Source organism: Nonomuraea sp. 3-1Str (assembly GCF_031570565.1).
GTDB lineage: Bacteria > Actinomycetota > Actinomycetes > Streptosporangiales > Streptosporangiaceae > Nonomuraea.
In genome coordinates, this window is the sequence record NZ_JALHBK010000001.1 from 662,037 (window position 1) to 680,305 (window position 18,269).

An 18,269-nucleotide genomic window follows, 5' to 3' on the forward strand; every position below is an offset into this window, starting at 1 on the left:
CATGCCGCTGCATGAGATCTTCGTGGGGCTCGGGGTGCTCGTCGCCTCCGTCGTGTTCGTACGGGAGGCGCGGCGGCGGGGCGCGCTCAGCGAGCAGTCCCTGGTGGCCGTCACCGGCGCGCTCGTCGGCGGCGCCATCGGGATGCGCCTGGCGGGCTGGATGGAGACGCTCGACCTCCAGGATCTGTGGCTGTACGGCTCCCGCAGCATCCTGGGCGGCCTGACCGGGGCGTACGCCGGCGTGCTGATCGCCAAGCGGATCATCGGCTATCAGGAGCGCACCGGCGACCTGTTCGCCCCGGCGGTGGCGCTGGGCATGGCCGTCGGGCGGATCGGCTGCCACCTCACCGAGGCCCCCGGCCGGCCCACCGACCTGCCGTGGGGCATCCACGCTCCCCCGGCCACCCCCGAGTGTCCCGGCTGCCTGACCGGCCAGGCCATGCACCCGTCGTTCGTCTACGAGATCATCTTCCAGCTCGTGGCGTACGGCGCGCTGGTCTGGGCGCGGGACAGGGTGACGCGGCCGGGTGAGCTGTTCACGCTGTACCTCGCCGGCTACGCGGTCTTCCGGTTCCTGGTGGAGTTCACCCGGGCGAACGAGACCGTGTGGCTCGACCTGACCCGGCCGCAGTGGTTCCTCGTCCCGGGGCTGCTCCTGCTGGCCGTACGGGTCGGGTACGGCTGGCGGCGCGGCCGCTACGATGCGCTTCTCCGGCGGAAGGTCAGGTCATGAGCACTGGGATGGGACTGCGGGGCGACCGCATCCTCAGGTACGTCAACGCGTTCTGCCCGCACTGTCACGGCCAGGAGCTGGAGCGGGTGGAGCGGCTCAGCGGTTACCTGGCGGTCCGGGACGGCCGGGTGTGGCTGGAGCGCGGGTGCCGCGAGCACGGCCTGGTCCGGACGTTGTACGACGAGGACCCCGAGATCCTGACGTACCTGGAGGAGTGGACCGCTCCCACCAAGCAGCACGTCCCGGACGTGTCGGGCAACTTCGCGCCGATCCCCGCCGCGTACCTCCAGGGTCTGCCGGAGATGCAGACGCAGCACACGTGCATCCTGCTGGAGGACATCGCCGAGGCGTGCAACCTGCGCTGCCCGACCTGCTTCGCCGACAGCTCGCCCGACCTGAGCGGAATCGTCCCGGTCGCGGACGTCCTCGCCAACGTCGACCAGCGCCTGGCCCGCGAGAACGGCCGGCTGGACGTGCTCATGCTGAGCGGCGGCGAGCCGACCCTGCACCCGGAGCTCCCGCTCCTGCTGCGCGAGCTCACGCAGCGGCCGGTCACCCGCATTCTGATCAACACCAACGGCGTCCTCGTCGCCCGCGACGACGACCTGCTCGACCTGCTCACCGAGCACCGCGAGCGGGTCGAGGTCTACCTCCAGTACGACGGGAGCTCGGCCGAGGCGTCGCGGCACCACCGCGGCGGTGACCTGCGGCGGCTCAAGGAGCAGGCCGTACGGCGGCTGTCGGAGCGTGAGATCTTCACCACGCTGGTGATGACCGCGGCGCTCGGCGTCAACGACGGCGAGATCGGCGACGTGGTGCGGCTGGCCCTCGACACGCCGTTCGTGGGCGGGGTGTCGCTGCAGCCGCAGTTCGGCTCCGGCCGTTCGGCACTGATCGACCCGATGGACCGGCTCACCCACACCGGCGTGCTCAGCCGGCTCGGGCCGCAGACCCGTGGACTGGTGACGTGGCGCGACCTGACCGCGCTGCCCTGCTCCCACCCGCACTGCTGCTCGGTCGGCTACCTGATCCGTGACGACTCGCGGCAGTGGAAGTCGCTGGTGGCGCTGATGGGCCACGACCGCCTCAAGGCCAACCTGGGCCTGGTCTCCAACCGGATCGCCGACAGCGACATCCCGCGCGAGCTGCGGCTGGCCGTACAGGAGTCGCTGCTCGGGCTGCTGTCGGAGCAGTCGTCGCTGTCGCACCCGCGGATCGGCGACCTGTGGCGTGACATCTGCGAGAACTGCGACCTCGGCGTGGCCACCCTGCTCACGCTCGCCTCGTCGGCGCTGCCGGGCCGGCGCGCGAAGCTGCGCCGGATGCTGGGCGAGCGGGTGGTGCGGCTGACGATCAAGCCGTTCATGGACATCTCGACGATGATCGAGGAACGGCTCACGCAGTGCTGCGTCCACGTGGGCACGCGGGCCGAGCAGGACCAGTGCGCGCCGTTCTGCGCGGTGCAGGCGTGGCCGCAGCTCTCGGCGCAGCGGCTGTCGGCGGTGGCGTCGCAGCCCCGGACCCGGCTGCCGCTGGAGGTGCTCACGTGAAGGCCGCCGCCGATGACCCCGGCGTGAAGAAGGCGGAGCCGTACGATCCGCTCCGGCTGTGCGTGTACGCGACGGTCGCGCTGCTGGCGTGGCTGCTCGGGCCGTGGGCGGTCCTGGGGTTCGCCGGACTGGGGTTCGCGGGGTACTGGAAGGCGCGGCGGGCCGGGCTGACCCGCAGCAAGTGCCTGCTGCGGGACACCCGGCTCGTGCTGGCCTACCTGGGACTCCTGGGCGCGGTGGCGGTCGTCGCGATCGTCCTGTCCCTGCGGTGACGGCTACTCGGCGGGGACGTACAGGCTGAGCGTCTCCGCGATGCAGGCCGGCCGCTTCTCGCCCTCGACCTCGATCGTCATCTTCAGGTTGGACAGGTAGCCGGCGGGCGTGCCCTTGACGTCGGTGAGCTCGCCCGAGGCCCTCACCCGCGCGCCGACCGGCACCGGGCGGGGGAAACGGACCTTGTTGAGGCCGTAGTTGACGCCCATGGCGATGCCCTCGACCTTGACCAGCTCGAACATGAACGACGGCAGCAGCGACAGGCTCAGGTAGCCGTGGGCGATCGTGCCGCCGAACGGCCCGCTCTTGGCCCGCTCCACGTCGACGTGGATCCACTGGTGGTCATCGGTGGCGTCGGCGAACAGGTTGACCTGCTCCTGGGTGACCGTGCGCCACTCGGTCGGGCCGAACGTCTCGCCGACGGCCGCCTTGAGCTCATGTACGTTCGCGAAGGTCCGCATGGGGGTGAACGCTATTGCGCTGGCGGGACGGCTGCCAAGTCCAACAGTCCGTACGCCTCCGGACGCCGGGCCGAAGAGCCTCGGGCCGATCTGTTGCGAAGATCTTTACTCGAAAGCATCGCACGGGCGTTCGAGTCCGCGCTACAGTTCTGGATGTCGAATCGAACAGGGGTTCGGCCAGGTGAGAGGGGGGTCTGTCCGATGACGATGACGGCGACCGCCCCTGCCCGGACACGCCGTACGGCTTTCTGCGCAAATCTACGACGGCCGCTATATCCGGCAATAAAGTCCGAGAGCGTGGACCCTGTACGCAATCCCTACGCCCCCGGAGCCGGGCAGCGTCCGCCCGAGCTCGCCGGCCGTGACCGTGAGCTCCAGCAGTTCGAGGTCGTGCTGGAGAGGGTGGCCCGTGGTCGGCCCGAACGCAGCATGGTCGTCACCGGGCTGCGCGGCGTCGGCAAGACGGTCCTGCTCAACACCTTCAAGTCCATGGCGATGCAGCGGCTGTGGGGCACGGGCAAGATCGAGGCCCGGCCCGAGCAGTCGATCCGCCGTCCCGTCGCCGCCGCCCTGCACATGGCGGTCCGCGAGCTGGCACCGCGCCACCGCGCGCCGGAGCGCATCGAGGAGTTCCTCGGCGTGCTGAAGGCGTTCGCCATGCGTGACCCGGCCGCGGCCAAGGGCACCTCGCACTGGTCGCCCGGCATCGAGGTGCCGGCCAGCCGTGGCCGCGCCGACTCCGGCGACCTGGAGATCGACCTGACCGAGCTGTTCGTCGACGCGGCGAGTGTGGCCACCGACCTGGGCGTCGGCATCTCGCTGTTCATCGACGAGATGCAGGACGTGCCGGCCTCCGACGTCTCGGCGCTGTGCGCCGCCTGCCACGAGCTGTCCCAGTCGGGCGGGCCGCTCATCGTGGTCGGCGCCGGGCTGCCGCACCTGCCGAGCGTGCTGTCGGCCAGCAAGAGCTACTCCGAGCGGCTGTTCCGCTACGCCCGCATCGACCGGCTCGACCGGGAGGCCGCCGACATGGCGCTGATCCTGCCGGCGCGCGAGGAGGAGGTCGAGTTCACCCAGGACGCCCTCGACGCGCTCTACGAGGCGGCCGACGGCTACCCCTACTTCGTGCAGGCGTACGGGAAGGTCGCCTGGGACTTGGCGCCGCGCAGCCCCATCACGGTGGAGGACGTGCGGGTGTCGGCCCCCGAGGCGGAGGAGGAGCTGGCGGTGGGCTTCTTCGGCAGCCGTTACGAGCGGGCGACACCGGCCGAGCGCGACTACATGCACGCCATGGCGCAGATCGGCGACGAGCCGGTCGCCACCGCCGAGGTCGCCGACGCCCTCGGCCGCAAGCCGTCCAGCCTGTCGCCCGCGCGCGACAGCCTCATCAAGAAGGGCCTGATCTACAGCGCCGAGCGCGGGCTGATCGCGTTCACGGTGCCGCATTTCGGGAGGTTCCTGCGGGCTCAACCGATCTGAGCGGCATCCCCTAATCCTCTATTGGGCTGTCTAGTGGGGAAGCTAGACAGCCCAATAGAGCTACATCAAGCTGTCGTGGGAAATCTACGGCTGTCTAGTGTCAGGCCGATACGTGCGTATATTCCGGCATGGAGCCGCTGTCCTCGCGATTGACCACGGCCGCCCGCACCACCGGCCGGCGCCCGCTGAGGTACACCGCGAAGACCACGTCCCGGTCGCCCTGCCCGTCGAAGGCGAAGAAGCGCCAGCACAGCTCCCGCCAGCTGTCGTACGGCTCCGCCGCGGCGAGCTCGGCCTGGTGAGCCCGCCACGTTCCGCTGCTCCTGAGCCGCGACAGCGTGACGCCCTCGGCGGGGCCGCGGCGCTGCTCGCAGGGAGCGCGGTATCGCAGCCGGTCCACCATCTCCTCCAGCTCCGGTGACAGCGCGAGCAGCACGACGAGGCCGGCGAAGGTGTGCCAGGACGGCCGGGCGAACACCGCCCACCCCGGCGTCTCCGCCCACACCGTCATGACGGCCATGCCGGTGAGCACGACGGTCCTCGCGACCGAGCGGAGTCCCACGGGCGCCGAGCTGACCTCGCCGAAGCAGCCGCAGCCCGCGTCGGGCCGGCGTCTGCGCAGCTCCAGCAGCACGTACGTGGACAGCGTGAAGAACGTCACCGTGCCCCAGCGGAACACCGGATGGCCGGTCAGCAGGAGCCCGCCCGCGAGCACCAGCTCGCCGGCGGCGCAGACGATCAGCGCCGGGGCCTGCATGCGCCCCGGCACCAGGACGGCCGGGCCGAGCCGCGACAGCGCCCCCGGCTCCCCTCCGGAGCGCACCGTGATCACCTTGGCCACCGTCCCGAGGACGAGCAGTACGATCAGCACCGGCTGCTGCGATGCCAGCACGAGCGTCACCCCAATCCGATCTGAGCGTTGAAGCAACCCTTGACCAGGTCGCCGCCGAGCTCCACGTACGTCGTCGGCGACAGCTCGGCGATGCGCCCGCGGGGCGACGTGCCGCACTCGACGCAACGGTCACAGAACCTGCCGGCCACGCAGCCGCAGGCGACGACCGGCACGTTGGCCGAGCGCTCGGCGCACAGGTTGCGGACCTGCACCAGCGAGCCCATCGCGAGGTACGGCAGGCCCGCGCAGGACACCTCGGCCTCCGGGCAGCCCGTGTCGGAACGCTCCATCATCGGGTACGCCAGGCCCCGCTCCCCCTCGTCGAACGCGTCGGACCAGGTGGCCGTGCCGGAGACGCGCTGCTGGGTGCCGGCGTAGACGGGCGGCGGGTCGGGGACGGCGCGTGCCGGGTAGGCGGGCTGCGAGGTCGCGGGCAGCAGCGCCAGGCAGCCGCCCTCACGCTGGACGCCGATCGCGTCGAACAGGTAGCCGGGCTCCAGCCGCGGGTGGCGTACCTGGAGCCGGCCGATGGCCCGGTACGGGACGGTGATGGTCCGGCGGCCCCGGTGCGGGCCGCAGGCCAGCTCGACGGCCAGGTCCCCGCGCCCCTCCACGGACAGGATCGTCCCGGTGATGCGGGTGATGCCGGCCCAGATCCGCTCGACGAGCCTGCCCTCGCGCAGCGCCCGCATGACGACGCGGGCGCCGATGGGCAGGTCGGCGGGCGTGGTGTCGGCGCCGTTCCAGGCGGTCGCCCAGGGCGCGATGACCAGGCGCTCCTCCTGGCCGTCGGGAGTCTCGATGAGGACCAGATGGGGGCTGATGTCGCGGATCTCCCCTGTGACCGCGTGCACCGGGTCGCCGTCGTCCGGGGCCGGACCCGGCACCCCGGGCTCCCGGCCCAGTGCCGCGGCGGCGAGCAGCCTGCGCCTGTCAACGCTCGGATGGCCCATGCCTACCCCTTCTCGTCGCCTATAGATTCACACGTCTTGGCCGGTCGTGTGGGGGTGACACCGCATAAGGGAGCAAATAACGCACCCCCCAGTGAAGGAGTTCGCACCCGGGGTCGTACAAACCGCCACCAACCTTGACGGACCTTTGTCGTCGGCGGGCCGAATCTTGGATTCTGGTTCAGCCCTAACGGGGCGTTCGGCTGCGATTCTGACGACGATGCAGATCATCGAGGGCGAAGAGGAGTTCCGCGAGTACGTGCGCGCCCGCGGGCCGTCGCTGCTGCGCACCGCGCACCAGCTCACCGGTCACCCGCTGGACGCCGAGGATCTGCTGCAGAACGCGCTGACCCGGACGTACCTGGCCTGGAACCGCATCGAGGACCGCGGCTCCCTGGACGGCTACGTCAGGCGGGCCATGGTGAACATCAACATCTCGCAGTGGCGGCGGCGCAAGGTCGAGGAGTACCCGTCGGACGAGCTGCCCGAGGTGCCCTGCGCGGCGCACGACTCCCATGGGGCTTACGGGGAGGTCCACGAACGGCTGGAGAAGGCGCTGGGCAACCTGCCCGAGCGCATGCGGGCCGCGATCGTGCTGCGGTACTACGAGGATCTGACCGAGCCGGAGGTCGCCCGGGTGCTCGGCATCAGCGTCGGCACGGTGAAGAGCACGGTGTCGCGGGCGATGGCCAAGCTGCGGAACGAGCTGGGCATCACGGTCGCGGATCCGGAGGTTCCTCCCCCGTCCCCGCTGTAGCGCAGGGCCGTACGACGTCGCGGATCTTGCGGAGGGTGGCGAGGAAGGCCGTGAGCTCCTCGTCGTCCAGCAGGCCGGTGAAACAGCTCTCGATGTCGGACAGGTGCAGCGGCAGCACGGCTTCGAGCCGCGCGCGGCCGGCGTCGGTGAGCGCCGCGTAGGAGGCCCGCCGGTCGGAGGCGCAGGCCACCCGTTCGACGAGGCCGTCACGTTCCAGACGGTCGACGACCCGGGTGACGCCGCTGGTGGACAGACCGGTCTGGGCCGCCAGGTCGGTCATGCGCAGCCGCTGGCCGGGCGAACGGCCGAGGCGGAGAATCGTCTCGAAATCGATGTCGGACAGCCCGGCCGCGCTCAGCACGGGCTGCATCCGGGAGTTCAGACCCGCTATGACCTCGGCCACCAGCCCCATGGCGGTCAGCCGAGGGTCGTCGATGTGGTGCACGTTCACACTCTAGCTGGACATAGTTGACGCGAGGAATATTCCTCCTGTAGACCTTTGTTAGCGCAAATATCCGCAAGGCAAGCTTCGTTGGAGGAACCCCCATGAGCACCCGTACCTGGGAAGGCCTGACCATCCCCGCCCCCGGCACCTACAACCTGGACGCCGCCCACACCAGCATCGGCTTCTCGACCAAGCACATGATGGTCAGCAAGGTGCGCGGCACGTTCGGCGAGTTCAGCGGCTCGGTGACCATCGGCGAGACCCCGCTCGAGTCGTCGGCCGAGCTCACGATCCAGACCGCCAGCATCAACACCGGCGTCGCCGACCGTGACGGCCACCTGCGCAGCGACGACTTCCTGGCCACCGACAAGTTCCCGGAGATCACCTTCCGGAGCACCCGCGTCGTCCACCAGTCGGACGACCGCTTCACGGTCGTCGGCGACCTCACGATCCGCGACGTCACCCAGCCGGTCGAGCTCACGGTCGAGTACGGCGGCGCCGGCACGAACCCGTGGGGCCAGTCGGTGTGGGGCTACTCCATCACCACGGAGATCGACCGCGAGGCCTTCGGCCTGACCTGGAACCAGGCCCTGGAGACCGGCGGCGTCCTGGTCGGCAAGAAGATCAAGATTGAGATCGAGGGCGAGGCCAACCCCGCCTAGCGTTGACGTCATGGCGTGCCCGCCCCACCGGGCGGGCTCCATCCACAGGTCTCTGTCCACAGGCTGTGGATAACATGACAGGAAGGCTCGCTGGCCAACCGCTTTGCCGCCTCGCCAGAAGGCCGGTACGCTGTCCTGAGCCGCTTGGCTTCCAGGAGGATTCGCCTAGTCAGGTCTATGGCGCCGCACTGCTAATGCGGTTTGGTGGCAACACCATCCGGGGTTCAAATCCCCGATCCTCCGCAGGTCGGAAGGCCCTTCCCCGTAGTGGGGGGAAGGGCCTTTTTGATGTCCGGGGGCTGCGGGTTGCAGTTTGGGTTGCAGTTGCCCCGTCAGGGCGAGCCCCAAAGGGCCGAGTCCATGCGGTCGCTGGCGTCCCTCATCTGGAGAGTGGCGACGTGCGTGTAGCGCTCGGTGGTGGTCACGCGCGTGTGGCCGAGGATCTCTTGGACGACGCGGATGTGGACGCCCTGCTCTATCAACAGGGTTGCGGCGGTGTGTCGGGCGTCGTGGACACGGACGTCACGGACGCCGGCCTGCTTGAGGATGGACTTCCACTGCTTCCAGTCCTCTGTGCGTTCGATCGGGCCGCCGTGTTGGGTGGTGAAGACGAGGTCATGATCCGTCCACCGGTCCCCCGCCTTGAGGCGTTCGGCGGTCTGGATCTTCTTGTGTGTTTTGAGGAGCGCCAGGAGTGCCGGCGGGCACTGGAGGGTGAGCTTGCTCTTGCCTTTGCGTTGCCGGAAGATCAGGCCGCCGCCGGACCGTTTGGGGCACTTGTCCGCGTGGCCGGTGCAGTCCTTCGGGCACGGACGCCGGTAGCAGGTGTGGGCGCGCTTCTTGCAGTCCGGCTTGCAGTCCCGGGTGTGCTGGTGATCCCTACAGTTCTTCTTGCACGCCTTCCGGTGCCACTTCTCTCCACAGGCATGTGGATCGTCGCAGCCGTGCTGCCACTCGGCGCGCTGGATCTGGAACCACGCCCTGATCTCGCCCGTCGTCAGGTTGATGTATGACCAGCGCAGGCCGAGGGCTTCGCCCTGGCGGATGCCGAGCGCAAGCGCGACCGACCAGCGAGCGCCGTTCCTCCGGGTCTTGGCCACGTCGAGGATGCGTCGAGCCTCGTCTCTGGTCAGCGGTTCTATCTCTGTGGTCGTGGCCGAGGGGGCGTCGACGAGCGTCGCGACGTTGCGAGTGATTCGACCTCGCCGTACCGCGATCGTGAGCGCGCGGGACAGGATGCGATGCACCTTGAGGACGGAACTTGGCGAAAGGCCCTCTTCCAGCATGCGCGTGTACGCGGCGTCCAGATGCTCAGGCGCGAGCCGATCGAGGCGATGCTTGCCGAGGAGCGGCACGATCCAGTTTCGGGACTTGGAGCGGTAGTCGGTCAACGTGCGAGGTGCGAGCTTGTCCGAGAGGACAAGGCGCTCACAGATCACGTCCAAGAACTCGGTCATCCACTCCCCGACCGTGGGCGGCCGGCCCGGCTTGCCGACGTGGCCGGACTGTCTTTGACCTTCCAGCTCGCGGACTTTCCGGGTGACCTCCGCCTCCGTCTTGCCCTTGCGGTGGCGGCGGTCCGGGGAGCCGTCCGGCTTGATCCCGATCGTCACCCAGCCATGCCAGAGGCCGTCCTTGCCGAGGTAGATAGAAGAGCGGCCGTTGGGCTTCCTGGTGGCCATCACACCGCCTCCCTCTCGGCGTCGGCCTCAAGGGTTCGGGCGAAGTCGAGGAGGGCGGCGGTAGGGATGAGGCGGTAGCCGTCACGTTTGATCGAGCGGAGTTCTCCGGTCTTGATGAGGCGGAAGACCGCCGTACGGCTCATGCCGAGGACTGTGGCGGCGTCCTTGGGGCGGTAGAAGAGTCTGTCCATGTCAGGCCGCCTCCTCGCTTGTCCATGGGCCTTGGCCATCCGCTTCGGCTTGGAGTTTCGCCATGTGGGCTCGCCAGCGTTGGCGTTCCGCGACCGACCGCAGGAGGCGTATGGCGAGGGGCGACACGTTGGCGTCGCCAACCGGAACGGGCTTCCAGACATAGCGGTGTGAGTCAGTCGGTTGGGCCGTCTGGCCAAGGGCTTCCAGGACCCAAGTACGGCGGTCCTGCCTGTGCTCGGCGAGGGTCTTGTTGGACCACTTGCGGGAGACCAAGACGCGGCGGCCCCCGTGACCGAGGTGGTCGGGCTTGTGGGCCTTGCTCCGGCACGCTCCCGGAGTCATCCCCTGCTTGGCGTCCTTGGGCTGAATGCCGTAGCGCAGCCAGTTCGGGCACCTGGGAGAGCAGGGCTCGAAGCGCAGCGCATCGACCATCCGGGCGGCGTGCTCCCGCCGGGCGGGGTTGTCGGTGTCGAGGCTGTCACTGAGACTCTTGGTGAGGTACTTGGATAGGTAGCGGATGCACTGGTCGGCGTCCGGGGTACCAGCGAGGACGCCTTTGACGTCGATCTGTTCGCCGAAGCGGATAATGTGCAGGGGTTCGGCGTCCTGGTCGGCGTCGAGCTGGTCGAGTGCTTCGTCCCAGGTGGGCAGGACCTCGCCCGTGTCGGGGTCGAGGTAGCCGGCCCCGTCCTGGCAGACCGGCAGGTGCTCGCCGTCGAAGCGCACCACGTCGGCCGCTGGCCACCACACCTGGTGATAGGTCGCGGCGGCGATCTGCTTGACGTCCGCTCGGGGCAGGGTGCCACGGATGGCCATGTGCAGGTGCGGCGCGAGCCGCTTCTGTGGCTCCACGGTGGCGAAGTACTGCACGTCATAGCCCGCCACGCGGCGGAGGTTCTGCACGAAGCGATCGACCAGCTTGGAGAAGTGCAGGGCGTCACGGGCTGCCCTGGCGTAGTCGTAGGTCTCGGGATCGACCGGGACGCCGTCGCGTACCTTGCCGTAAGACGGGAGGGTCAGCGTGACGAACAGCGAGGGTCGGTAGACCTTGCCGTCCGAGGACTGGAAGGTCCGCCCGAGCGTGGTGTCGGCCATCTTGCGCTTGGGCAGGTTGGGAGCGTCCTGCCGCCGCCTGGTCGAACGCGTACGCTTCGGGACGGTCCGGCCGAGGACACTGCCCCGCATGCCCGCCTCGTTGATCTCGATGTCGATGCCCTCGATAGCGGCATCCCAGTCGGCGGTCTCCTCACCGAGGGCGTCGGCCTGGTCCCGGCGGGCCTGGAGGTCGGCGCGGAACTCGACCAGCCACCGCTGATCGTCGGTCGAGTCGTCCGGGGTGACGGTCGGCTCCTGGTCGAGGTGCCAGCCCTCCCGGCACTGAGCCATGCGGAGCTGCCTGTTGCGCTTGGCACACGGCTGGCACTTGGCGTCGAGTGTGGCCCCGCAGGGGACGTCCACGATCTCCCAGCGGCCGGTTTCAATGTCCAGGCGCTTGAGCGGAACGGGCCGGATGCAGACGCCGTACTGCTTGGCGACCTCCACGGCCACCTCTCGGGCCAGCGGCATGGCCTGTCGGACGGCGCGAGGCAGTTCAGCCATGGACACCTCCCTCGTCCTCGGCCAGGTCGGCGCAGAGCCGGAACAGGCCGTTGTACGGGTGCTTGAGTGTGCGGGGGTGGAGCAGCGCGAAGACGCGCAGCCGGGGCAGGTCCCGGAAGGTGAGCAGGACCATGAGGCGGCGGCCCGCAACGAGTTCGAGTTCTTCGGCCGTGCCGTGGAAGCAGACCTTCATCAGGCAGCGTCCCTTCCGGCCAGGGTGAAGGCGGCGGCCATGTCGCGGATGTCTGTGTCGGAGACGTAGGCCGCGCGGACCCGGACCGGGTCGGGCGAGGTCTCCAGCCGGACATAGCCGACGCCGGCCCCCCGTTCCGGGACGGGCGAGATGTGGTCGGCGAGGGCTCCTCGGTCGCGGGCGCCGTCGCCGAGGACCATGTCCACCTGCTCAGATTCATCCAGCCGGAGGGCGATCTTGTCGGGGAACAGGTTGCGTATGTTCATCACTTCTTTGCGCGGGTCCTGGAGGGCGGCCATGACGCCGATGCCGACCGCGCGTCCCTGGGTGGTGAGCGTGGCCAGGGCGGCGGAGATGCGCTGCCTGAGCTGCCGGTCTGCCTGGTAGGCGGTCAGGAACGCCACCTCGTCGACGACCACCAGGACGAACGGGTCCTCCACGGTCGGCGTGTGGGCGCGCAGAACGCCGGCGAATCGGGCGGCGCGCTCCTGCATGACCGTGACGGCCTGGTCAAGCAGGTTGGCACACTCTTCCGGCGTGGCGGCGTACCGCTCGCCGAACAAGGCGCGTCCGTATGACAGCTCCATGAGCTTGGGATCGAGCGCCCAGATCTCTACAAGCCCCGCCCGCACGGCCGGGAGGAGCCCGCGGATCGTGGACCAGATGATCGAACCCTTACCGGCCCCGGTGGCGCCTGCCACCAGGACGTGAGTGCCGTGGACCTTGAGCCGCCACGGCCACCCGTCCTCCTGCTTGCCTACCTCGATCGGCCCCACGGTCGGGACGTCGGGCAGTGGCAGAGCATCGAGTGGCACGGCCAGCGGGTCGGTACGCGGGAAGGTGAGCTGGAGCCGACCGCCCCGGATGACCGCAACGCGGCAGGAGGCCGCGCCGAAGCCCTGCGCGAGGTGGTCGAGGCGGTCGGCCCAGTCCTTGACCGATTGGCCTTTGAGCATGCGCACGGTGACTAGGTCGGCCCATGCGGTGCAGGTGACTTTGCCGAGCTGGGGCAGGTAGTCACGGCCCCACAGGTGCCGGCCGAGCCCCGAGACGACCATGACCGATTGCCAGTGCCGCCGGTACACCCAGACGAGCCGCCACCAGGCCAGCACCCGCAGGCCGACCAGGCGGACGAAGCCGTGTCGGTCGGTGAGGGCCCAGGCGAGCATCCCCGTAGGAACCGGAGTGAGGAGAAGCAACGCGGTCCGCCAGCCGTACGCCAGCGTGAGAGCGACGGGCGTCAGGGCGATGAGGAGGGCGACGGGGTGCCGCCAGAGCAGCCGCACGCATCCGACGAGGACGCGCCAGGCGAAGATGATCAGGGTCAGGATGGCGGGAGTCTGGACGACGGCCGGGCGGAAGACGATGGCCGTGTCGGGCGTGGTGGTGACGAGGTTGCGCGCCTCGTCGCCAGGCAGCCGCTTGAACATAAGCTTGGAACCTCTCGTGATGTGGAGTCAGGGGAGAACCGAGGGGCCGCCGGAAGTTGCCGCTTCCAGCGGCCCCGCCTTACGTGTCAGGCCGCCGTCTGGTCGGCGGCCTTGCCGGTGGCCGACTGCTGGGTGTGCAGGCGCTCGCAGTCGGCCAGGTACTGAGCGGCGGCGGCGTAGATGTCGCGCGCCAGGGCCAAGTCGGCGCCGGTCACCGACCCGCCGCCCGTGGTGGAGATGGCGACGTTCGCCTCCGAGGTGCTGACGGCCAGGTACGGGCGGCGCTCGTCGATCACACCGGCGCGGGCACGCACCTCGTGGCTGTAGAAGGAAACCGCGACGTGCGGCCTGTCCGCCGACGGCATCGACAGCGTGACGTAGGTGTACGGTTCGAGGCTCACGCCGCCGCCTCCTTGCCGGCGGGCGCCTGCTTGGCACGCGGCGGGCGCATCCCCGTGGCGCGGAGGGAGTACGCCAGGCGTCCGGTCTGGCTGACGTACGGCGTGACGGTCATCCCGACGAACTCAACGGGCGTGATCGGCACACCAGCCACGGCCGGCGGAGCGATGGGCTCGGTCGCGGACAGGATCTTGACTGCGACCGTCTTCTGCGACGCCTTCACGGTCGGGTCGCCGTCCATGACCGGGACCTGCCAGACCGGCTCACCGGTCGTCCTGTCCTTGGCGTAGACGGTTCGGCCGTTGGTGGAGGCGTCGAAGTCCTTGACCTGTTCGACGTTGCCGACGAGGTAGCAGCCGTGCGGGAAGACCTGCTCGAAGCTGATCGGGATGGGTCCCTGGATTGCCATGTGGTTCCTCTCTGCTGCGGCGGAGAGCCCTTCGTTCGCTCGTCCACTTGTCCGCATGAGTTGAGAGTAGGCATCGGCCACTCGTCCGCACAAGTGGCCAAGCCGGAATGGCTTGGTAAGAGTTAGCTCACCTTGTAGACATCCTCAAGCTCATGCAGGGTGCCCGGCAGGGCCAGACTCATGGCGAACAGTGCCATTCCCGCAGGATCATGCACGGTGGCCAGCACGCCCAGCACCGGGTTGGACGAGCCGAGCAGCTCGACCTCTTCCTTGGTCGGCTTACGGGCGGTGACGCGCTCGGTGATGTGGTCGAAGCGCAGGTGCTTGACCGCCTGGAGATGCCGGCGGATGCCGCTGCGCAGCGGTTCCGGCTTGTCCAGGTCGGAGCCCACCGCGATCTCCAGCGGGATCCACACCGTCTCCACCGCAGACGGAAGATCCCCCTCACGAGCCACCCGCCTACGCATGATCACCGGAGTACGCTCGGCGACCCCCAGCAGCTTCGCTACGTACCGAGGTGCAGAAACGCGCGCCACCTCCACGAGGCTCTCTGCGCTCTCGCCCTGCTCGGTCGCGGTCAAGCTCGGTCGGACGCGATCGGCACCACTCTCGGGACGCCCCTTCACGAACGAGCCGCGCCCGTGCTCGCGCTCGATCCAGCCCTGCATGGCCAAGGTCTGAAGAGCCCGCACCACCGTCGTACGACCCACGCCCAGCTCGCGCACCAACTGCGTCTCAGAGGGCAGCATGTCGCCAGGCGCGTACTCGCCCGACTCGATACGCTCCTGAATCGCCCGCATGACCTGGGCGTACTTCGGAGGGGCGAAGTCCATGCTCATCTTGGCCGTCCGTTCACTCTTGCGCTCGTCCGCACAAGTACAGTACTGGCTAAGAAGTGACCTGTCAGGGCTCTTGAAAGGCAAACTTCCGTCTCCACCTGAAGGCTTGCCTGTACCGCCGCGCACATTCCTCGCAGGATGTCGAGCCGTCCGGGACGAACGGTACATGCCAATCGTCGATCAACACAGGCCGCACTGTGACCCCGCACCAGGCCGTTATACCGTCCGTGCGCACCGCATGCTGTATCAGGACGGAGTTCCGCCGGACGCTCTCTACCCCGCATCCCCAGAAGGCGACCTCGTCATCGCTCATGCTCGGTCTCGCGCAGAAGCTCAGCCAGCGGCCCTGTCGCCGAATGCGTGGATCGCAAATCCGCATAACGCATGGCGACGCGGTGAGCGGCCCGCACCGGGTCGATCGCGGGATGCCACGCATAGATGACACGACGCCGCCCGGCATTCCATCCGGTTCGCCACCAAAAATGGTTACCGTCGCACCACACCACGAGACCGACCCAGACCGATACGAGCGCGAGTCCGTACCCGTCGTGAACATCGGCGGCGACCCCTTTGGCAGCCAGCGCTTGCCGAAGAAGCTCAGCCGAATGCCCCGGATGAATCGAGACAAAATTCGCCGCGCTCATTCGGCCACCCGCTCGAACCTGACCGAGCCGGCCGTGTCCAGATACGCACGGAAGACCTCGTGACGGCTCTCGCCGTCAGCCGTACCCCCGAGCCCGTAGACGCTGTGGATGATGCGCCCGCACACCGCCGCGTCCCCAGCCACGCTGCGCATCGCCTTGCGCAGCTCGTCCATCGCCGTCGCCTGGAATGGGCTCGACCCGCACGACCCGAGCGCCTCGCTACCGCCGGACTGGACCCGAACTTCCCACTCGAACACCTCACCGCCGGCGGCGGCGCCGCACTCGGCTCCATCGCAGAAGAGACACTCAGCGGTGGATGATGACGCGACGCCCAGCTTCGACGCCGCCACATGCCCGCGCCGGGTGACGATCTTCCATCCGCGCCCGTCGCATTCTTCGCACCTGACCGGAGTTGTCATGCGGCAGAGCATGAATGGACCAACCGTTTATACATATCCAGCGGCGATATACCACCGAGGCATATAGAGTCCCCGGCACGGCAATGCACCATCACGGAGCCGAGTTCCGGAGGACCGCATGCGCGCGAGTGCTTTCGAGCCGATCAAGCTACCGCCATCGGTTTGGGAACGCGACGACATGCGAGAAAGCCTGAAAAACCGCGACATCGCGGGACTCTTCCGGCTCGTCGCAAAATACGGCGGTATCAGTCAGGTTCGCATCGCAAGTGCGACCGAAATAGCGCAGCCCCGCGTCAACAAGATCTTCAAAGGCACGGCCGGCCCCATCGAAGAACTGGCCGTCTTCGAGCGCATCGCCACCGGACTCGGCCTGCCCGACCACGCCCGCATGCTCCTCGGCCTGGCCCCACTCGACATCGCCTCCCCAACAGGCGACCTTGACGACGAGCACCAGGAGCAGACCGACGAACTCGCCGCCCGCCTGGAGGCCGCCGCAGCCGTCGACGACACCATGGTCATGATCCTGCGAACGGACACCAACAACCTCCGCCTCCAGGACCGCCGACTCGGAAGCGTCGCCATCGCCGACAAGATGCGCGCCCAGATGGCCCAAATCGAACGAGCCCACCGCCACGCGGTACGCCCACGCATCCGCGCCCAGCTCGCCCACCTGGTTGCCGAAACAGCGTCGTTGGCCGGCTGGCAGGCCATCAACACCGTGGCGCTCAACGATGCGTGGAACCACTACGAAGCCGCCAAAGCCGCCGCGCGCGAAGCCGAGGACGCCGCCGTGCTGGCCTATGTCTCCGGTGAGCAGGCGTACGTCCTCATGGACATGGGCCGACCAGCCGAGGCAGCCGAACTACTCCAGTACATCCACGCCACGCACCGAGACCACGTCCCCGCCCGCTTGCGCACTTGGCTCGCCGCAGCCGAAGGCGAAGCCGCGGCCATCCTCGGAGACGAGACCGCATGTCGTCGCGCCCTCGACCAGGCCGCCGCCGTATTGCCGGAAGGCGACGGCGACCCGGACATGCCCTACCTGTCCATCAACGTCCACCACTTCGCCCGCTGGCGCGGAAGCTGCCTGCTCCGCTTCGGCGACCCCGGCACCGTCGAGGACCTCCGCTCCTCACTTGCCGGAATGGACGGCACCTACAACCGCGCCGAAGCAGGCGTCCGCTGCGACCTCGGACACGCACTCCTCGCGGCCGACGATCCCGAAGCCGCCCAACCCCACATCCGCCGCGCCAAGCAGTTGGCCACCATGACCGGCTCCCGCCGTCAACGACGCCGCATCGACGAGCTAACGCAAGCGGTCAACCGCGCCCTTGGCCGTTAAGTCGCTGCTGAGCCTGAAGCAGCCCGATCAGAGTCCCCGACGTCCAGATGTCCCCGCGGGCGATCATGTCGGGGACTTCTGCCATCGGAACCCACTCGATCCGATCGGCTTCCACCTCGCCCTCCGGTTTGCCGACCAGCTCGGCCCCGCGCATCAGGAACAGGATGTGCTCGGAGTCCACCATGCCGGCCATCGGCTGATAGCTCACCAGATGCTCAACCTGTTTTGCCCGATACCCGGTCTCCTCCTCGACTTCTCGGACGGCCGTGGCCATCGGGTCCTCGCCAGCCTCGACCAGCCCACCGGGAAGCTCCCACCCCCACCGGTCGAACACGAACCGATGCCGCCACATCAGCAGGACCCGGTCCTGCTCGTCGACGACGACAGCGATAGCGGCCCGGTCCAGGTGCACCACATGATGCTCGAACCGCTCCCCGCCAGGGATCTCCACATCGGCCATGCCAAGCCGAATCCAGCGGTTGTCGTAGATCAGCCGTTCCCCGTGAACCACCCAGCGCGTCAGCTCAGCGTCATCAGCCACACCGCGAAGTTACCGGCCCACAACGTCGCCGTACACGCACTTCCGGGTGACAGCCGAGATCGTTGCCGAATAGTCCCTATGAAGATCAAGCGGCGGCGCGGCGCGCCGCCGTACCCCCGGCCCTCCGCCCGCCCGCCGTCCGGGCGTGCGGCCTGGGGGCCGGTCCCGGACGGCGGCGGGGCACCGGGCCGGGCACCGCACGCCACCCCCGCCGTACCGACCGAACGCACCGGCCGGGGTTGCCGCACCGCCGCACAGATGCAGCCCTACGATCGCCACAGCATGCCTGAGCATCGTAGCTGGCTGGGGGCGATCGAAGGTCCGGGACTTCGTTCCTCAGCCCCGGCCCACCGGATAGCGGGCACCTGTCTGTACGTA

General features: G+C 68.8%; 22 protein-coding genes and 1 tRNA gene. 8 read left to right on the forward strand and 15 right to left on the reverse strand.

All coding sequences use genetic code 11. The features are described from left to right. Position 1 precedes the first annotated feature (1 nt). Genes MTP10_RS03475 through MTP10_RS03485 form a run of 3 tightly spaced genes read left to right on the forward strand, consistent with a single transcriptional unit; the run spans position 2 to position 2,555 of the window. Positions 2-733, forward strand: a complete 732-nt coding sequence (locus tag MTP10_RS03475) for a prolipoprotein diacylglyceryl transferase family protein (RefSeq protein ID WP_310707470.1) — start codon at positions 2-4, stop codon at positions 731-733. Then, positions 730-2,283 (forward strand): radical SAM protein, encoded by a 1,554-nt coding sequence (locus MTP10_RS03480; protein WP_310707471.1) that lies wholly within the window; start codon positions 730-732, stop codon positions 2,281-2,283. Before MTP10_RS03475 ends, MTP10_RS03480 begins: the two co-directional genes overlap by 4 nt. Further along, positions 2,280-2,555 carry a hypothetical protein gene (locus tag MTP10_RS03485; protein ID WP_310707472.1) on the forward strand — a complete coding sequence of 92 codons (276 nt, stop codon included), beginning with the start codon at positions 2,280-2,282 and terminating at the stop codon, positions 2,553-2,555. The genes MTP10_RS03480 and MTP10_RS03485 overlap by 4 nt, the downstream gene beginning before the upstream one ends. A gap of 3 nt (positions 2,556-2,558) precedes the next feature. Here the strand turns inward: MTP10_RS03485 and MTP10_RS03490 are convergent, their stop codons facing one another. Continuing rightward, positions 2,559-3,017: a MaoC family dehydratase gene (locus MTP10_RS03490; protein WP_310707473.1), complete on the reverse strand. Its 459-nt coding sequence runs from the start codon at positions 3,015-3,017 to the stop codon at positions 2,559-2,561. Positions 3,018-3,314: 297 nt separating this feature from the next. On the opposite strand from MTP10_RS03490, the gene MTP10_RS03495 reads away from it, so the two are divergent. Continuing rightward, complete coding sequence (locus MTP10_RS03495; protein ID WP_310707474.1) at positions 3,315-4,496, forward strand: ATP-binding protein; 1,182 nt, start codon at positions 3,315-3,317, stop codon at positions 4,494-4,496. A gap of 100 nt (positions 4,497-4,596) precedes the next feature. Here the strand turns inward: MTP10_RS03495 and MTP10_RS03500 are convergent, their stop codons facing one another. Together MTP10_RS03500 and MTP10_RS03505 are read right to left on the reverse strand one after the other, a co-directional pair. After that, on the reverse strand, positions 4,597-5,388 hold the full coding sequence (locus MTP10_RS03500) for a MauE/DoxX family redox-associated membrane protein (protein WP_310707475.1): 792 nt from the start codon (positions 5,386-5,388) through the stop codon (positions 4,597-4,599). Between the two features lie 5 nt (positions 5,389-5,393). Continuing rightward, on the reverse strand, positions 5,394-6,341 hold the full coding sequence (locus MTP10_RS03505) for a hypothetical protein (protein WP_310707476.1): 948 nt from the start codon (positions 6,339-6,341) through the stop codon (positions 5,394-5,396). Positions 6,342-6,558: 217 nt separating this feature from the next. Between MTP10_RS03505 and MTP10_RS03510 the strand changes: the two genes are divergently transcribed. Further along, positions 6,559-7,095, forward strand: a complete 537-nt coding sequence (locus tag MTP10_RS03510) for a SigE family RNA polymerase sigma factor (protein WP_310707477.1) — start codon at positions 6,559-6,561, stop codon at positions 7,093-7,095. On the opposite strand, the gene MTP10_RS03515 is transcribed toward MTP10_RS03510, so the two are convergent. Beyond that, positions 7,052-7,540: a MarR family transcriptional regulator gene (locus MTP10_RS03515; RefSeq protein ID WP_310707478.1), complete on the reverse strand. Its 489-nt coding sequence runs from the start codon at positions 7,538-7,540 to the stop codon at positions 7,052-7,054. The two genes, MTP10_RS03510 and MTP10_RS03515, sit on opposite strands and share 44 nt — an antisense overlap. Before the next feature lie 101 nt (positions 7,541-7,641). Here MTP10_RS03515 and MTP10_RS03520 point away from each other — a divergent pair, with 101 nt between their 5' ends. Together MTP10_RS03520 and MTP10_RS03525 are read left to right on the forward strand one after the other, a co-directional pair. Then, the gene (locus tag MTP10_RS03520) at positions 7,642-8,202 is read left to right on the forward strand and encodes a YceI family protein (protein WP_310707479.1); all 561 of its coding nucleotides are present in this window, start codon (positions 7,642-7,644) and stop codon (positions 8,200-8,202) included. A gap of 154 nt (positions 8,203-8,356) precedes the next feature. Then, a tRNA-Ser gene (locus MTP10_RS03525) sits at positions 8,357-8,445 on the forward strand. An 89-nt stretch (positions 8,446-8,534) separates the two neighbouring features. On the opposite strand, the gene MTP10_RS03530 is transcribed toward MTP10_RS03525, so the two are convergent. The 10 genes from MTP10_RS03530 to MTP10_RS03575 form a co-directional block, all read right to left on the reverse strand. Beyond that, on the reverse strand, positions 8,535-9,884 hold the full coding sequence (locus tag MTP10_RS03530; protein WP_310707480.1) for a site-specific integrase: 1,350 nt from the start codon (positions 9,882-9,884) through the stop codon (positions 8,535-8,537). Beyond that, entirely contained in the window at positions 9,884-10,075 is a 192-nt protein-coding gene (locus MTP10_RS03535; protein ID WP_310707482.1) for a helix-turn-helix domain-containing protein, read from the reverse strand. The genes MTP10_RS03530 and MTP10_RS03535 overlap by 1 nt, the downstream gene beginning before the upstream one ends. A gap of 1 nt (position 10,076) precedes the next feature. Beyond that, entirely contained in the window at positions 10,077-11,675 is a 1,599-nt protein-coding gene (locus MTP10_RS03540; RefSeq protein WP_310707483.1) for a replication initiator, read from the reverse strand. After that, positions 11,668-11,868 (reverse strand): hypothetical protein, encoded by a 201-nt coding sequence (locus MTP10_RS03545; RefSeq protein ID WP_175591274.1) that lies wholly within the window; start codon positions 11,866-11,868, stop codon positions 11,668-11,670. Before MTP10_RS03545 ends, MTP10_RS03540 begins: the two co-directional genes overlap by 8 nt. Continuing rightward, positions 11,868-13,298: an FtsK/SpoIIIE domain-containing protein gene (locus MTP10_RS03550; protein ID WP_310707484.1), complete on the reverse strand. Its 1,431-nt coding sequence runs from the start codon at positions 13,296-13,298 to the stop codon at positions 11,868-11,870. Before MTP10_RS03550 ends, MTP10_RS03545 begins: the two co-directional genes overlap by 1 nt. Before the next feature lie 86 nt (positions 13,299-13,384). Continuing rightward, a complete protein-coding gene (locus MTP10_RS03555) occupies positions 13,385-13,699 on the reverse strand; it encodes a hypothetical protein (protein WP_310707485.1) in 315 nt (104 codons plus the stop codon). Beyond that, positions 13,696-14,106, reverse strand: coding sequence for a plasmid replication, integration and excision activator (locus MTP10_RS03560; RefSeq protein WP_310707486.1), 411 nt, complete (start codon positions 14,104-14,106; stop codon positions 13,696-13,698). Before MTP10_RS03560 ends, MTP10_RS03555 begins: the two co-directional genes overlap by 4 nt. A gap of 122 nt (positions 14,107-14,228) precedes the next feature. Beyond that, the gene (locus MTP10_RS03565; RefSeq protein WP_310707487.1) at positions 14,229-14,945 is read right to left on the reverse strand and encodes a GntR family transcriptional regulator; all 717 of its coding nucleotides are present in this window, start codon (positions 14,943-14,945) and stop codon (positions 14,229-14,231) included. 302 nt (positions 14,946-15,247) lie between these two features. Beyond that, complete coding sequence (locus MTP10_RS03570) at positions 15,248-15,589, reverse strand: hypothetical protein (RefSeq protein WP_310707488.1); 342 nt, start codon at positions 15,587-15,589, stop codon at positions 15,248-15,250. Beyond that, complete coding sequence (locus tag MTP10_RS03575) at positions 15,586-15,762, reverse strand: hypothetical protein (protein ID WP_310707489.1); 177 nt, start codon at positions 15,760-15,762, stop codon at positions 15,586-15,588. Before MTP10_RS03575 ends, MTP10_RS03570 begins: the two co-directional genes overlap by 4 nt. 364 nt (positions 15,763-16,126) lie before the next feature. Here MTP10_RS03575 and MTP10_RS03580 point away from each other — a divergent pair, with 364 nt between their 5' ends. Continuing rightward, positions 16,127-17,350: an XRE family transcriptional regulator gene (locus MTP10_RS03580; protein WP_310707490.1), complete on the forward strand. Its 1,224-nt coding sequence runs from the start codon at positions 16,127-16,129 to the stop codon at positions 17,348-17,350. Here MTP10_RS03580 and MTP10_RS03585 read toward each other — a convergent pair. Further along, positions 17,328-17,891: an NUDIX hydrolase gene (locus MTP10_RS03585; protein WP_310707491.1), complete on the reverse strand. Its 564-nt coding sequence runs from the start codon at positions 17,889-17,891 to the stop codon at positions 17,328-17,330. The two genes, MTP10_RS03580 and MTP10_RS03585, sit on opposite strands and share 23 nt — an antisense overlap. Between the last annotated feature and the right edge of the window lie 378 nt (positions 17,892-18,269).

Excerpts from the sequence above, each read along its gene's own strand:
- MTP10_RS03475 (WP_310707470.1), top strand. The coding sequence starts at position 2 with ATGCCGCTGCATGAGATCTTCGTGGGGCTCGGGGTGCTCGTCGCCTCC.
- MTP10_RS03480 (WP_310707471.1), top strand. The coding sequence starts at position 730 with ATGAGCACTGGGATGGGACTGCGGGGCGACCGCATCCTCAGGTACGTC.
- MTP10_RS03490 (WP_310707473.1), bottom strand. The coding sequence starts at position 3,017 with ATGCGGACCTTCGCGAACGTACATGAGCTCAAGGCGGCCGTCGGCGAG.
- MTP10_RS03505 (WP_310707476.1), bottom strand. The coding sequence starts at position 6,341 with ATGGGCCATCCGAGCGTTGACAGGCGCAGGCTGCTCGCCGCCGCGGCA.
- MTP10_RS03510 (WP_310707477.1), top strand. The coding sequence starts at position 6,559 with ATGCAGATCATCGAGGGCGAAGAGGAGTTCCGCGAGTACGTGCGCGCC.
- MTP10_RS03520 (WP_310707479.1), top strand. The coding sequence starts at position 7,642 with ATGAGCACCCGTACCTGGGAAGGCCTGACCATCCCCGCCCCCGGCACC.
- MTP10_RS03530 (WP_310707480.1), bottom strand. The coding sequence starts at position 9,884 with ATGGCCACCAGGAAGCCCAACGGCCGCTCTTCTATCTACCTCGGCAAG.
- MTP10_RS03535 (WP_310707482.1), bottom strand. The coding sequence starts at position 10,075 with ATGGACAGACTCTTCTACCGCCCCAAGGACGCCGCCACAGTCCTCGGC.
- MTP10_RS03540 (WP_310707483.1), bottom strand. The coding sequence starts at position 11,675 with ATGGCTGAACTGCCTCGCGCCGTCCGACAGGCCATGCCGCTGGCCCGA.
- MTP10_RS03545 (WP_175591274.1), bottom strand. The coding sequence starts at position 11,868 with ATGAAGGTCTGCTTCCACGGCACGGCCGAAGAACTCGAACTCGTTGCG.
- MTP10_RS03550 (WP_310707484.1), bottom strand. The coding sequence starts at position 13,298 with ATGTTCAAGCGGCTGCCTGGCGACGAGGCGCGCAACCTCGTCACCACC.
- MTP10_RS03560 (WP_310707486.1), bottom strand. The coding sequence starts at position 14,106 with ATGGCAATCCAGGGACCCATCCCGATCAGCTTCGAGCAGGTCTTCCCG.
- MTP10_RS03565 (WP_310707487.1), bottom strand. The coding sequence starts at position 14,945 with ATGAGCATGGACTTCGCCCCTCCGAAGTACGCCCAGGTCATGCGGGCG.
- MTP10_RS03570 (WP_310707488.1), bottom strand. The coding sequence starts at position 15,589 with ATGAGCGCGGCGAATTTTGTCTCGATTCATCCGGGGCATTCGGCTGAG.
- MTP10_RS03575 (WP_310707489.1), bottom strand. The coding sequence starts at position 15,762 with ATGGACGAGCTGCGCAAGGCGATGCGCAGCGTGGCTGGGGACGCGGCG.
- MTP10_RS03580 (WP_310707490.1), top strand. The coding sequence starts at position 16,127 with ATGCGCGCGAGTGCTTTCGAGCCGATCAAGCTACCGCCATCGGTTTGG.